This is a genomic window from Pseudomonas sp. DW-iso3, from assembly GCF_058725305.1.
In genome coordinates this window covers 26,355-39,131 of the sequence record NZ_JBZXDZ010000002.1, presented here as the reverse complement: position 1 = coordinate 39,131, position 12,777 = coordinate 26,355, and the positions used below count along the sequence as shown (strand labels likewise).

The 12,777-nt window shown below is 61.4% G+C and carries 13 protein-coding genes; 6 read left to right on the top strand and 7 right to left on the bottom strand.

The genetic code is table 11. The features are described from left to right. Window positions 1–4: 4 nt before the first annotated feature. Genes AC4PS7_RS05930 through AC4PS7_RS05905 form a run of 6 tightly spaced genes read right to left on the bottom strand, consistent with a single transcriptional unit; the run spans window position 5 to window position 5,493 of the window. Window positions 5–838 (bottom strand): phosphodiesterase, encoded by an 834-nt coding sequence (locus AC4PS7_RS05930; RefSeq protein ID WP_010209923.1) that lies wholly within the window; start codon window positions 836–838, stop codon window positions 5–7. A gap of 9 nt (window positions 839–847) precedes the next feature. Further along, a complete protein-coding gene (locus AC4PS7_RS05925; protein WP_010209921.1) occupies window positions 848–1,879 on the bottom strand; it encodes an ABC transporter ATP-binding protein in 1,032 nt (343 codons plus the stop codon). Beyond that, the gene (locus AC4PS7_RS05920; protein ID WP_010209920.1) at window positions 1,876–2,670 is read right to left on the bottom strand and encodes an ABC transporter permease; all 795 of its coding nucleotides are present in this window, start codon (window positions 2,668–2,670) and stop codon (window positions 1,876–1,878) included. Before AC4PS7_RS05920 ends, AC4PS7_RS05925 begins: the two co-directional genes overlap by 4 nt. Continuing rightward, window positions 2,667–3,485, bottom strand: coding sequence for an ABC transporter permease (locus AC4PS7_RS05915; protein WP_492179224.1), 819 nt, complete (start codon window positions 3,483–3,485; stop codon window positions 2,667–2,669). The genes AC4PS7_RS05920 and AC4PS7_RS05915 overlap by 4 nt, the downstream gene beginning before the upstream one ends. Next, entirely contained in the window at window positions 3,486–4,490 is a 1,005-nt protein-coding gene (locus AC4PS7_RS05910) for an ABC transporter substrate-binding protein (RefSeq protein ID WP_154847134.1), read from the bottom strand. It abuts the gene before it with no gap. Next, window positions 4,474–5,493 carry a LacI family DNA-binding transcriptional regulator gene (locus AC4PS7_RS05905; protein WP_010209917.1) on the bottom strand — a complete coding sequence of 340 codons (1,020 nt, stop codon included), beginning with the start codon at window positions 5,491–5,493 and terminating at the stop codon, window positions 4,474–4,476. Before AC4PS7_RS05905 ends, AC4PS7_RS05910 begins: the two co-directional genes overlap by 17 nt. Before the next feature lie 277 nt (window positions 5,494–5,770). Between AC4PS7_RS05905 and AC4PS7_RS05900 the strand changes: the two genes are divergently transcribed. Together AC4PS7_RS05900 and AC4PS7_RS05895 are read left to right on the top strand one after the other, a co-directional pair. Continuing rightward, on the top strand, window positions 5,771–6,868 hold the full coding sequence (locus AC4PS7_RS05900) for a carboxynorspermidine decarboxylase (protein ID WP_010209915.1): 1,098 nt from the start codon (window positions 5,771–5,773) through the stop codon (window positions 6,866–6,868). 28 nt (window positions 6,869–6,896) lie between these two features. Continuing rightward, window positions 6,897–8,141 carry a saccharopine dehydrogenase family protein gene (locus AC4PS7_RS05895; RefSeq protein WP_010209914.1) on the top strand — a complete coding sequence of 415 codons (1,245 nt, stop codon included), beginning with the start codon at window positions 6,897–6,899 and terminating at the stop codon, window positions 8,139–8,141. Between the two features lie 174 nt (window positions 8,142–8,315). On the opposite strand, the gene AC4PS7_RS05890 is transcribed toward AC4PS7_RS05895, so the two are convergent. Further along, window positions 8,316–9,095 carry an IclR family transcriptional regulator gene (locus AC4PS7_RS05890; protein ID WP_010209913.1) on the bottom strand — a complete coding sequence of 260 codons (780 nt, stop codon included), beginning with the start codon at window positions 9,093–9,095 and terminating at the stop codon, window positions 8,316–8,318. A gap of 215 nt (window positions 9,096–9,310) precedes the next feature. On the opposite strand from AC4PS7_RS05890, the gene AC4PS7_RS05885 reads away from it, so the two are divergent. From AC4PS7_RS05885 to AC4PS7_RS05870, 4 genes are read left to right on the top strand one after another with little or no spacing between them, the layout of a single operon-like run. Beyond that, window positions 9,311–10,093 (top strand): ABC transporter substrate-binding protein, encoded by a 783-nt coding sequence (locus AC4PS7_RS05885; RefSeq protein WP_010209912.1) that lies wholly within the window; start codon window positions 9,311–9,313, stop codon window positions 10,091–10,093. Then, window positions 10,090–10,758 carry an amino acid ABC transporter permease gene (locus AC4PS7_RS05880; RefSeq protein ID WP_010209911.1) on the top strand — a complete coding sequence of 223 codons (669 nt, stop codon included), beginning with the start codon at window positions 10,090–10,092 and terminating at the stop codon, window positions 10,756–10,758. Before AC4PS7_RS05885 ends, AC4PS7_RS05880 begins: the two co-directional genes overlap by 4 nt. Beyond that, complete coding sequence (locus tag AC4PS7_RS05875) at window positions 10,755–11,507, top strand: amino acid ABC transporter ATP-binding protein (RefSeq protein ID WP_010209910.1); 753 nt, start codon at window positions 10,755–10,757, stop codon at window positions 11,505–11,507. Before AC4PS7_RS05880 ends, AC4PS7_RS05875 begins: the two co-directional genes overlap by 4 nt. Then, the gene (locus AC4PS7_RS05870) at window positions 11,504–12,772 is read left to right on the top strand and encodes an NAD(P)/FAD-dependent oxidoreductase (protein ID WP_021491601.1); all 1,269 of its coding nucleotides are present in this window, start codon (window positions 11,504–11,506) and stop codon (window positions 12,770–12,772) included. The genes AC4PS7_RS05875 and AC4PS7_RS05870 overlap by 4 nt, the downstream gene beginning before the upstream one ends. The last annotated feature ends 5 nt before the right edge of the window (window positions 12,773–12,777 follow it).

The following is a 12,777-nucleotide window of genomic DNA, read 5'->3' as shown; positions in this document are numbered from 1 at the left end:
AACCTCAGTCAATTAACCCATGAGCGTCATAAAACGGATACGGCCCCGGGTAGTCCCCGAATACGCCGTTGTGGCTGATCAAACCCTGTTGCGCCTCCCAGCGATGCAACAGATAGCCCGCCGGCTCCAGGTTGAAATGCGCGGGCGCCGCTTCTTGTAGGTCCAGTACGATTTGGTGGGAGGTGCCGGGGCACACACAACTCAAGCTGCCACCGAAACGGCGCTGCATGGGGCGGTGCAAGTGCCCACAGAGCAGGCGCTCCACTTGCGGATGGCGGGCAACGACCTGCTCCAGCGCGGCCGCATTGATGAAGGGTTCGCGGTCCATATGGCCAATGCCGCTGATGAACGGCGGGTGGTGCAGGATCAACAAGGTCGGCGCCTCCGGGCGCAAGGATAATTGCGCGTCCAGCCACTGCAATTGGCTGTCATGCAGCTGGCCGCCGTGACTGCCCGGGAGGGTGGAGTCGAGACCGATCAGGCGCAGCGGATGCTCGTCCACCACCCAGTCCAATGGACCCTTTGCGGACAACGGCAAATACGCGTGATCACGGAACGCCTCCAGCAACGGCCCGCGGCTGTCGTGGTTGCCGGGGACCAGGTAGTACGGCATGTGCAGTCGGGCGAGTTCGGGGTGCAGCACGGCGTATTCATCGGCGCGGCCGAAGTCCACCAGATCACCGCTGATCACCACGATATCGGGGCGCGGGTCGCTGGCGTTCAGGTGGTCGACGGCGCGACGCAATGCGCCCAAGGTGTCGACGACCCCATAAGTGAGACGCTGGCCGGCTTTAAGGTGCAGGTCGCTGATCTGCGCGACAAGAAACGGTCGATTCACAATAGATTCTCAAGCATTCAGGGTGAACAACATGTGCGGCGCAATCGCCAGGGCAATTGGCGCGCCGACGGCGTACAACTGGTTGTCGCTGCTGTCGACCAACAGCGGTTGCGGGCCGCCCACATCCACCAGCAGGCGGCTTTGCGCGCCTTGGAAGAACTGCGCCAGCAGGTGGCCGTGCAGGTGCCCCTCACCCTCCATCACCCTCAGGTGTTCGGGGCGGCAATAGACTGTGCTGGGCAGCTCGGCGGCGTGCCACGGCAACTCGCCGCCGCAGACTTTCAAGCCATGGGCCGACGGTTCGATGACCGGAAAGGCATTGAGGTTGCCGACGAAGCCGGCGACAAAGGCGTTGGCGGGTTTGTGGTAGATGTCACGCGGGCTGGCCAGTTGCGCCACACGGCCGTGCTCCATGACCAAGATGCGATCGCCCAGGGCCATGGCTTCGCCCTGATCATGGGTGACGAACACCGAGGTGATGCCAAGACCGCGCAACAGGTCATTCAGTTCGCTGCGCAGGCGCTCACGTAATTGCGCGTCGAGGGCCGCCAGCGGTTCGTCCAGCAACAGCACTTTCGGACGTGGCGCCAAGGCGCGGGCAAGTGCTACGCGCTGACGCTGGCCGCCTGAAAGTTCGTGGATGCTGCGCTTGCCGTGGTGTTGCAAGCCCACCAGCTCCAGCAGCTCTTCGCAGCGCTTCTCGCGCTCCACTCCCCCCATGCCACGAATCTTCAAGCCATAAACAATGTTGCCCGCCACGTTCAGGTTGGGAAACAGCGCATAGTTCTGGAACACCATGCCCACGTCGCGGCGCTCGATGGGCAGGCGGGTCACGTCCTGATCGCCGAAAAGCACCTGGCCCACATCCGGGCGCTCCAGGCCGGCGATCAGGCGCAACGTGGTGGTTTTGCCACAGCCGGATGGGCCAAGGATCGCCAGGGTTTCGCCGCCCTCGACGGTCAGGTTCAAGTCATGCACGGCCACGGTGCCATCGGCGAACGCCTTGCGACAGCCTTGCAGGCGGATAGTGATAGCGGTCATCGACGTTCTCCACGGGACAAACGGGCACTGATGGCCTGCAACGCAATCAGCAGCGGCACGATCATCAGCAAAAAGATCAGGGTGTAGGCACTGGCGATTTCCAGGCGCGCCGAGGCATAGCTGTCGGCCAGGCCCACGGGCAGCGTCTTGGTCATGGGGGTGTGGAGCATCCAGGTCAGGTTGAATTCACCCAGGGACAAGGTCACCACCATCAGCACGCCCGCCAGAATCCCCGCCCGGCAGTTGGGCACCACCACGCTGAAAAAGCGTTTGATCGGACCCGCGCCCAGACTGGCCGCCGCCTCCTCCAGCAGCGGCAGTTGCTGGCGTTGCATCACCGCCATCACCGGGCGTACCAGGAACGGCAAGGTGAACAGCACATGGCCAACCAGGATGAACAGCCAACTGCTACGAAAGCTGCCGAACTGGCCGTAGGTGAGCAGCAAGGCCAGCGCACTGGCCAACCCCGGCATCGCCACCGGCAGCACCATCAACTCTTCGAAGGCGCGACTGAAGCGGTTGTTCATCCGCACCAGCGCGTAGGCCGCCGGCACGCCGATCACGCAGACACCTACCGCGCAGGCCAGCGCCAATTGCAGCGACAACCACACGGTGGGCGAATAGGCCTGCCACACCTGGATCAACCAATCAAAGGTCAAGCCACTGGACAGCCCCACGAAAAAGTTGCGGGTCAAGCCGGCCAGCAAAGACATCAGCACCGGCACCAACATGAAGGCACACACCAGCAAGGTGAACAGCAGTTGCAGCACAAACAGTGATGAGCGTTTCACAGCACAGTTCCCGCGTTTTTCACCAGGCGTCGCGTGAGCAGCAACACCGCCCAGGTCACCACGCCAAGCACCACCGACAGCGCAGCGGCGACGGCAAAGTTGGCGTAGTTGGTGAATACGTTGTAGATCGCCACCGGGGTGACATTCAGTCGCGTGCCCAAGGTAAAGGCCGTGCCGAAGGCCCCCATGGACGTGGCAAAACAGATCGCGCCGCAGGACGCCAACGCGGGCGCCAGGCCCGGCACGATCACGTCGCACACCACGCGCCAATGCCCGGCGCCGAGGGAATGCGCGGCCTCCTCCAGGCTGCGGTCAAGGCTTTCGCACGCGGCCATCACCGTGAGGATCACCCGTGGAATCGAGAAGTAAAGGTAGCCCACAAACAGTCCCGCCAACGAATAGGCAAAGATCCAGCGCTCGCCGACCAGTTGCAGGCCCAGTGAGGCCAGCAGGCCTTGTCGGCCAGCCAGCAAAATCACCAGGAAGCCCACCACCACACCGGGAAAGGCCAAAGGAAAGGTGAGCAATGCCACCAACGCCGAGCGCCCGAAAAACTGCTGCCGGGCGAGGAATACCCCGCTGATGCCGCCAATCACCAACGCAACCAGCGTTATCACCACGGCCAGGACCAACGTTTGCCCAAGGCTGCCCAAGTACTGCGCACTGCTGAGCACCTGCCAGTACCCGCTGCCGTTGCTGTCGCGGCTGTCGGCACCGAGCACCACCAAGTGCGCCAGCGGCAACAGCCAGAACGCGAGCAGCACCGCAAAGGCCGGGGCCAGCGCCCAGGCCGCATGTCTTGACGATGCTGCCACTTACTTGACCTCGTTCAGGTAACGGGCGGCGAAGGCTTCCTGCACGGCGGCCATTTTTTCGTAGTCCACCACCCCGGCGCGGGCGTAGTCGCTGTCGGGCAGGAACTGTGCAGCTACGTCAGCCGGCATTTTCATCGGGCGCACCGGGCGCAGGTAGGCCTTGGCCCAGAGTGCCTGGCCTTCGTCCGACAGCACGAAATCGAGGACCTTTTGCGCATTGGCGCGGTGCGGCGCGTTAGCCACCAGGCTCATCACATAGGGCACGCTGATACTGCCTTCTTCCGGGATCACGAAGGCGACGTTGGCCTTGTCCTTGTAGCGCGCGCGGTAAGCGTTGAAGTCGTAGTCCACCAGGATCGGCAACTCACCGGACAGCACGCGCGCATAGGCCGTTTGCTTGGGCACGATGGGCATGTTTTTCGCGAGCTTTTGGAAGTAGTCGATGGCCGGCGCAAAGTTGTCCAGGTCGCCGCCCATGGCGCGGTTGATCGCCACTGCCGAGACGTAGCCGACAAAGGCGCTGGACGGGTCGAGGTAACCAACCATGCCTTTGTATTCCGGCTTGAGCAGGTCAGCCCAACTGTGCGGCACCGGCAAACCACCGAGCGCATCGACGTTGACCATAATGCCCAAGGTGCCGGAATGGATCGCGAACCAATGGCCGGCGGGGTCTTTCAAACCTGCAGGAATCTGGTCCCAGGCCTTGGGTTTGTAAGTGTCGACCACTTCAGCTTTTTGCGCCTGCAGGCCGAAGGTCACGCCGTAGTAAACGACGTCCGCCACCGGTGCGGCTTTTTCCGCCACCAACTGTGCCAGGGACTGGCCGGAGTTCTTGTTGTCCAGCGGCACTTGCACACCGGTGCTGGCGGCGATGGCCTGAAGTTGGGTGCCCCAGTCGGCCCAATCCGGCGGGCAGTTGTAGCAGATTGCAGTGTCGGCGGCCTGGGCCAGGCTGGCCGCACCGCAGAGCAGCACGGCTGCCAGGGTTTTACTGAGTGCGCGCATCGTGGGTTTCCTCGTGGGGTTGAGTACTGTCGCCCGGCCGGATATGGCAAGGCAGGCAATGGGACGTCGGGGCATTGCCGGCGATTTGCGCCAGCAGTTGGTCAATTACGGTGCTGGCCAGCAAGGCGATGGGCTGCACCACGCTGCACAGGGTCGGGTGCATCTGAGTGCCGAGGCTGATGCCGTCGAAACCCATCACCGAGAGTTGTTCGGGCACGTTCCAGGCGTTACGGCGCAGTTCGGCGATCAGGCTGATTGCCAGAAAGTCGTTGGAACACACCAGCGCGGTGGGCGCATCAGCACCTTGGAGAACGGGTTGGATGGCGGCGAATTCGGCCTGGGTGTGGGCCGGCATTTCGATCACTGAGCGGGGCTCAAGGCTGTATTCGAGCATGGCATCGCAATAACCGGCGTAGCGCAGGCGGGCACGGTCGGACTGCAACGCGGGGCCGGCGACCATACTGATGCGTCGATGGCCCGCATCCAGCAGATAACGGGTAGCCAATGCCATGCCGGCGCGGTTGTCGACCGATACGGCGCTGTAGTTGGGGTTGCTCGGTTGGTGGTAGGCCAGCACGAACGGGGTCTGTTCGGTGTTAAGGCTGCTGAGCACGCTGTTGCTTTCGGCATCGGTCACCGTCAGCACCAGGCCGTCGACACGCTGGCGCAGTAGCTCTTCGACCACACTGCACTCGCGTTCGCTGCTGTAGTCGGTGGTCGCCAGCAACAGGCTGTAGCCGCGCGCCCGCGCCGCACGTTCCATGGCCTGGAACTGTTCAGCGAATACCGGGTTGAGCAAGTTGGGCACCACCACCCCGATCAACTGGGTGGTTTGCAGGCGCAGTTGGCGGCCCAGCAGATTGGGGCGAAAGCCCAGCTCACGGGCGGCGGCGAACACCTGCTCACGGGTGGTCGGGCGCACCTGGTCAGGGGAAGCAAAGGTACGGGCGGCGGTGGCGCGGGATACCCCAGCCAGCCGTGCTACGTCTTTCAGGTCAGTCATTGTCACTCGCTTGAGATCGATCTCATTGGCGAGGACACTAGCGGGGGAATATGGCAGGACGGTGGTGGGAGGGTTACGGTTTGATGACAGCACATACCCTGCAGCAGGATGAACAGCGGTCCAAATGTGGGCCGGTGTCTATCCATAGACAGTCATACTCCTGGGCTAGTCTGGAAAAATCGGGCACGCAAAATCCGCCCACTAACCTTTCGATTCGATCCAAGTGCGGGCACAATGCGTGTCCTTTTTTGGCAGGCACCGCCGCAGGCTCTCAAAAATGATCAAAACGCCGTACTACCTCATCGATAAACAGAAGCTTCTGGTCAACATGCAGAAGATTGCTTACGTGCGCGAGCAGTCCGGCGCCAAGGCGTTGCTGGCGCTCAAGTGCTTTGCCACCTGGTCGGTGTTCGACCTGATGCAGCAATACATGGACGGCACCACGTCGTCGTCGCTGTATGAGCTCAAGCTCGGTCGCCAGAAGTTCGAAGGCGAGGCGCACGCCTACAGCGTGGCCTGGGCCGACGATGAAATCGAAGAGATGCTGGATAACTGCGACAAGATCATCTTCAACTCCATCAGCCAGCTGCAGCGTTTTGCCGAACGTTCCGAAGGCAAGACCCGTGGCCTGCGCGTGAACCCTCAGGTGAGCAGTTCCGACTACCTGCTGGCCGACCCAGCGCGTCCATTCAGCCGCCTGGGCGAATGGGACCCGGTGAAGATCGAAGGTGTGATCGAGCAGATCTCCGGCTTCATGTTCCACAACAACTGCGAGAACGGCGACTTCAGCCTGTTCGACAAGATGCTGGGCGTGATCGAAGAACGCTTCGGCGCGCTGCTGCACAAGGTCGAGTGGGTCAGCCTCGGCGGCGGCATCCACTTCACTGGGGAAGACTACGCGGTGGACGCGTTCTGCGCGCGCCTGAAAGCGTTCTCCGAACAGTACGGCGTGCAGGTGTACCTGGAACCCGGCGAAGCGGCGATCACCAACAGTGCCTCCCTGGAAGTCACCGTGCTCGACACCCTCTACAACGGCAAGAACCTCGCCGTGGTAGACAGCTCCATCGAAGCCCACCTGCTGGACCTGCTGATCTATCGCCTCAATGCCAAGCTGGCACCGAGCGATGGCGAACACACTTACATGGTGTGCGGCAAATCCTGCCTGGCCGGGGACATTTTCGGCGAGTATCAATTTGATCGTCCGCTGGCCATCGGCGATCGGCTGTCGTTCATCGACACCGCAGGCTACACCATGGTCAAGAAAAACTGGTTCAACGGCCTGAAAATGCCGTCCATCGTAGTGAAACAACTCGACGGTACTGTCGAAGTGGTTCGTGAATTTGGTTACGACGACTACCTGTCCAGCCTTTCGTAAGCTGGCGGATAAAGGAGAGATAAAGCAATTGAAAAAGAACGTTCTTATCATTGGTGCAGGAGGTGTCGCCAAGGTGGTGGCCCACAAGTGCGCGCAGCACAACGACGAACTCGGTCGTATTGCTATCGCGTCGCGCAACATCTCCAAATGCCAGGCCATCATCGACAGCGTCAAGGCCAAGGGTAGCCTCAAGGTTCCCGCCGATATCCAAGCCTTCGCGCTGAACGCCCTGGACGTGGAAGCGACCAAGGCCCTGATCCGCGAGACCGAATCGCAGATCGTCATCAACGTCGGTTCCGCGTTCCTCAACATGTCGGTCCTGCGGGCCTGCATCGACACCGGCGTTGCGTACCTCGACACCGCCATCCACGAAGAGCCGGGCAAGGTCTGCGAGACCCCGCCGTGGTACGGCAACTACGAGTGGAACCACCTGGAAGAGTGCAAACAGAAGAACATCACCGCCATCCTTGGCGTGGGCTTCGACCCGGGTGTCGTCAACGCGTATGCCGCGCTGGCGCAGCAACAGCATTTCGACCGCATTGATTCGATCGACATTCTCGACGTCAATGCCGGCTCCCACGGCAAATACTTCGCCACCAATTTCGACCCGGAAATCAACTTCCGCGAGTTCACCGGACAGGTGTGGAGCTGGCAGAACAGCCAGTGGACCAGCAACACCATGTTCGAAGTCAAACGCACCGACGACCTGCCGGTAGTCGGTTCGCAGAACCTTTACCTCACCGGCCACGATGAAGTGCACTCGCTGTCGAAAAACCTCGACGTGCCCAACGTGCGTTTCTGGATGAGTTTCGGCGAACACTACATCAACGTGTTCACCGTACTGAAGAACCTCGGCCTGCTCTCCGAAAAGCCGGTCACCACCGCCGAAGGCCTGGAAGTCGTGCCGCTTAAACTGGTCAAGGCCGTGCTGCCCGACCCGTCTTCGCTCGCACCGGGCTACACCGGCAAAACCTGCATTGGAGACCTGGTCAAGGGCACCAAGAATGGCCAGCCACGCGAGTTGTTCATCTACAACGTGGCGTGCCATGAAGAAGCCTTTGCCGAAACCGACAGCCAGGGCATCTCCTACACCGCAGGCGTACCACCGGTGGCCGCTGCGCTGCTGGTCGCCCGTGGCGAATGGGATGTGAAGCACATGGCCAACGTCGAGGAACTGCCAGCCGAGCCGTTCCTGAAAGCGCTGGACGTGATGGGCTTGCCGACGCGGATCAAAGACGAGCACGGTGATCGTGCCTGGGATGCAATTGCCTGAATAGGCAATCGTTGACCGAACAAAAAATGCGCCCTGAGGGGCGCATTTTTTTTGATGCCAACCCACCCTACTGTAGGAGCGAGCCTGCTCGCGAAGAACATCAACGAAGACGCAGGCATTCTGGATGCACGCGGTGCCTGTTGGTTTTTCGCGAGCGCCTACAGAGGTTGTCGGTTATTCGAGGTTCCGCGCTGAATTGCTCAGCGCCCGCGAACACTGCAACAACGCCGGCGCCAGTTGCTTCTGCGCATCCGCCCTGCTCCACCGACTGGTCGGCGCCACCACATGCACCGCTGCCACCGGCCGGCCATTGGCACCCAGTACCGGCGCGCCGATGGTCATGTCGCCCAGGAACAGCTCCTGGCCATTTACCGCATAGCCCTGCTCGCGCACTTGCTGCAACGACTCCAGAATCCTGTCGACCTCGGTCAATGTCTGGCTGGTATGCGCAATGCGCTGGCTGTTCTCGATCAACACCAACGCCTCCTCCTGCGGCAACGCGCTCAAATACGCCCGCCCCGACGCCGTGCAGTACATCGGTACCCGCGAGCCAATCGGCATGTGCACCGGCACGAAACCCGAGCTGACGAAGCGTGCGATGTAGGTCATGTCGTAGCCCGCAGGCTCGGTAAGGCACGACGTCTCGCCGGTCAATCGCGTCAGTTCCGATAAAAACGGGTTGGCCACCTCGATCAACGAATGCGCATCCAGATAGCTGAAGCCCAACTCCAACACCCGAGGTGTGAGTTGGTAATGCCGTGTGCGCGAGTGTTTCCGAAGGTAACCCAGGCTTTCGAGCGTAAATACCATGCGCTGGGCCGAACTTTTGGTCATGCCGGCGGCCTCGGCCACCTCCGCAAGGCTCATGCTGCGGCGCTGTGCGCTGAATGCCTTGAGCACCGACAGGCCTTTTTCCAGGGATTGGTTGTGCAGACTGTTGCGATCTTCGGACATGGCGTACTCGTGGTCAGGTCGATCAGGCGTGGCGATATTTCTACCTTAAATTACAAAAATAGACCATCTAATATCGCATATCGATACGACTGCTTCATTTTTTCAATTTTGTGTAGCGATATACGATTTTTATTAATCGAAATGGCACAGAGCTTGCGATTTCATCGGCAGCCGCTTGCGGTACTGACTTTCCGTTTTCCTTCTGGAGTAACCCGATGAACAGTCTTTCGCCCTTGTTTCGCCGCCTTGCCTTCGGCCTCTGTGCCACGTTCTGCGTTACCGCCGTGCACGCAGAAAGTGCGTCCTCTTACAAAGTCGGTGCAACGGCCAGTGGTTCGCCGTTTACCTTCCTCGACATCAAGAGCAACAGCATTCAGGGCGTGATGGTTGATGTCGCTGAAGCCGTAGGCAAGGCCGGCGGTTTCACCAGCCAGATCGAGCAGACCAACTTCGCCGCGCTGATCCCCTCCCTCACCTCCGGCAAGCTCGACTTCATTTCCGCCGGCATGCTCAAGACCGAAGAACGCACCAAGGTCGTCGACTTCAGCGCCCCGGTTTACGCGTACGGTGAAGGCCTGATCATCAATGCCGACGACAACGCCGCTTACCCTGATCTCATGCCACTCAAGGATCAGGTAGTCGGCGTGCAGGCCGGCACGATCTTCTATGACCAGCTGAACAAGCTCGGCATCTTCAAGGAGATCCGCACCTACGATTCCATCGGCGAGATGGTCCGCGACCTCTCCCTGGGCCGCATCAAGGCCGCTGTGGGCGACCAGCCAGTGGTGGCCTACCAGATTCGCCAGAAGCTGTTCAAAGGCGTGAAGCTCGCTCCTGACTACACGCCCAGCAACGTCGGCGAAGTCTGCCTGGTGGTGCGCAAGGGCGATGCACAAACCCTGGAGCGCCTGAACACCGCCATCGCCAGCATCAAGGCTGACGGCACCCTCGACAGCATCCTCAAGAAGTGGGGACTTGATACCCAGGTGCGCCCATGAAGCCGGCTGAGTTCCTGCAAAACGCCCTGGACTTCCTGCCGATCCTGCTGCAAGGCGCCTGGGTGACGATCCAGATCACCGTGCTGTCGTTCCTGCTCAGCAGTGCGCTCGGGTTGGTACTGGCGCTGATCAAGCTGTCGCCGATTCGTGCACTGTCGTGGACGGCCAGCACCATCATCAACGTGATCCGTGGCCTGCCAATCATTGTGCAGCTGTTCTACATCTACTTCGTACTGCCCGACATGGGCGTACACCTCACCGCGTTCTATGCGGGTGTGATCGGCATGGGCATCGCCTACTCGGCGTACCAGGCCGAGAACTTCCGTACCGGCATCATTGCCGTCGAACAAGGCCAGCGCGAAGCTGCCGAAGCCTTGGGGATGCGCTCGGCGCTGATGATGCGCCGGGTGATCCTGCCACAAGCGTTTCGCATCGCTCTGCCGCCCTACGGCAACACCCTGGTGATGATGCTCAAGGACTCGTCCCTGGTGTCGACCATCACCGTGGCCGAGATGACCCGACAGGGCCAGCTGATCGCCTCGTCGACCTTCCAGAACATGACCGTCTACACCCTGGTCGCCCTGCTCTACCTGCTGATGAGCCTGCCGCTGGTGTATGGCCTGCGCCGCATGGAACAACACCTGGGTCGGAGGAAAAAAGCATGATCAACATTCACCAACTGCACAAACACTACGGCAGCCACCGCGTACTGCACGGTGTCGACCTGAACGTGGCCAAGGGCGAAGTGGTGTGCCTGATCGGCCCCTCGGGCTCGGGCAAATCCACCCTGCTGCGCTGCATCAATGCACTGGAAGCCTACGACGGCGGCGTGATCACCGTGTTCGGCGAAACCGTGCAGCGCGGCAGCAAGACCGTGCACGCCCTGCGCAGCCGCATGGGCATGGTGTTCCAGCGCTTCAACCTGTTCCCCCATCGCACCGTACTGGAAAACGTGATGGAAGGCCCGGTTTACGTCAAAGGCGAACCGCCCACGCAAGCCCGCGAAGAAGCCCTGGTGTTGCTGGAAAAGGTCGGCCTGAGCGCCAAGGCCGATGCTTACCCGGAGCAACTCTCCGGCGGCCAGCAACAACGCGTGGCCATCGCCCGCGCCTTGGCGATGAAACCCGACGCCATGTTGTTCGACGAACCCACCTCCGCCCTCGACCCGGAACTGGTGGGCGATGTGCTGGCGGTGATGCGCACCCTGGCCGACGAAGGCATGACCATGATTGTGGTCACCCACGAAATGGGCTTTGCCCGCGAAGTCGCCGACCGCGTGTGTTTCCTGCATGGCGGTTACATCGTCGAAAGTGGTGCGGCGGAACAGGTGCTGGGCAATCCGCAGCATCCGCGTACCCAGGATTTCCTGCGGCGGGTGCTGCACCCCACTGGCGATACGCGGAGCCTGTCATGAAGTCATTGTGGTCCGCGACGGCGCCCTCGGTGGTGCCGACACCTGCGTTGAGGGAGTCGGTGAAGGTGGATGTGGCGATTGTCGGGGCGGGATACACCGGTTTGTCGACCGCACTGCACTTGGCCGAGCGTGGTGTCAGCGTGTGCGTGCTGGAAGCCAATGAGCCCGGCTGGGGGGCATCTGGACGCAATGGTGGGCAGGTCAATCCCACGCTCAAATACGACCCCGAGCAACTGGTGCAGATGTTCGGGCCGGAGCGCGCCGAACCGTTGATCTCGACCGTGTCGAGTTCAGCAGACCTGGTGTTCAAGCTGATCGAAAAGCACGGCATTGATTGCGCGCCGGTACGCAAGGGCTGGATGCAGGTGTCATACACCGAAAAAGGCGTCGCCGGGCTGCACGCGCGAGCGGATCAGTGGGCGCGGCGCGGTGTGCCGGTGCAGCGTCTGGATGCGTCGACGGTGGCGTCACGCATGGGCAGTGACGCATTTGCCGGCGGCTGGCTGGATGGTCGTGCAGGGGCGATTCAACCGTTGGCGTATGCCCGTGGATTGGTGGGCGCGGCATTGGCGGCGGGTGTACGCATTCATGGGCAGAGCGCGGTGACAGACTTGCGGCGCCAGGGAGCGGGCTGGCAATTGCAGACGGCTTCGGGTGCACGGGTCATGGCCGATCAAGTCGTGCTGGCCACCAACGGCTACAGCGGCAACCTGTGGCCGGGCATGGCGCAGAGCGTCCTTGCGGCAAACAGCTTTATCGTCGCTACCACACCGTTGAGTGGCAGCGTCGCCGAGCGCATCCTGCCGGGCCAGGAAACCGTCTCCACCGCGCAAAGGCTGCTGCTGTACTTTCGCAAGGACAGCCATGGGCGCTTGTTGATGGGCGGCCGCGGACTGTTCAACGACCCCACTTCACCGACAGATTTCGCCCACCTGGAACGCTCGCTGGCGCTGCTGTTTCCGCAGTTGGGGCCACTGCAGTTCGAGTATCGCTGGGCCGGACGTATCGCGATCACGCGGGACTTCATGCCCCACGTTCACCAGCCCGCGCCGGGTTTAACGTTGGCACTGGGCTGCAATGGGCGCGGGATCGCACTGTGTACCAGCCTGGGGCAACAGTTGGCGGGCAAGTTGTGTGACAGCCAGGCGGAGTTCGCCTACCCGGTGACACCGTTGCAACGGCTACCGATGCATGGGTTGCAGCGTTTCTACATCGGGGCGGGGGTGGCGTGGTATAGCCTGTTGGACCGGTTGAACATCGTTTGAATCGC

What these genes read in the sequence shown, in the direction of transcription:
- AC4PS7_RS05925 (WP_010209921.1), bottom strand. Translation starts at nt 1,879, where the DNA reads ATGACCGCTATCACTATCCGCCTGCAAGGCTGTCGCAAGGCGTTCGCC.
- AC4PS7_RS05910 (WP_154847134.1), bottom strand. Translation starts at nt 4,490, where the DNA reads ATGCGCGCACTCAGTAAAACCCTGGCAGCCGTGCTGCTCTGCGGTGCG.
- AC4PS7_RS05905 (WP_010209917.1), bottom strand. Translation starts at nt 5,493, where the DNA reads ATGACTGACCTGAAAGACGTAGCACGGCTGGCTGGGGTATCCCGCGCC.
- AC4PS7_RS05900 (WP_010209915.1), top strand. Translation starts at nt 5,771, where the DNA reads ATGATCAAAACGCCGTACTACCTCATCGATAAACAGAAGCTTCTGGTC.
- AC4PS7_RS05890 (WP_010209913.1), bottom strand. Translation starts at nt 9,095, where the DNA reads ATGTCCGAAGATCGCAACAGTCTGCACAACCAATCCCTGGAAAAAGGC.
- AC4PS7_RS05885 (WP_010209912.1), top strand. Translation starts at nt 9,311, where the DNA reads ATGAACAGTCTTTCGCCCTTGTTTCGCCGCCTTGCCTTCGGCCTCTGT.
- AC4PS7_RS05880 (WP_010209911.1), top strand. Translation starts at nt 10,090, where the DNA reads ATGAAGCCGGCTGAGTTCCTGCAAAACGCCCTGGACTTCCTGCCGATC.
- AC4PS7_RS05875 (WP_010209910.1), top strand. Translation starts at nt 10,755, where the DNA reads ATGATCAACATTCACCAACTGCACAAACACTACGGCAGCCACCGCGTA.
- AC4PS7_RS05870 (WP_021491601.1), top strand. Translation starts at nt 11,504, where the DNA reads ATGAAGTCATTGTGGTCCGCGACGGCGCCCTCGGTGGTGCCGACACCT.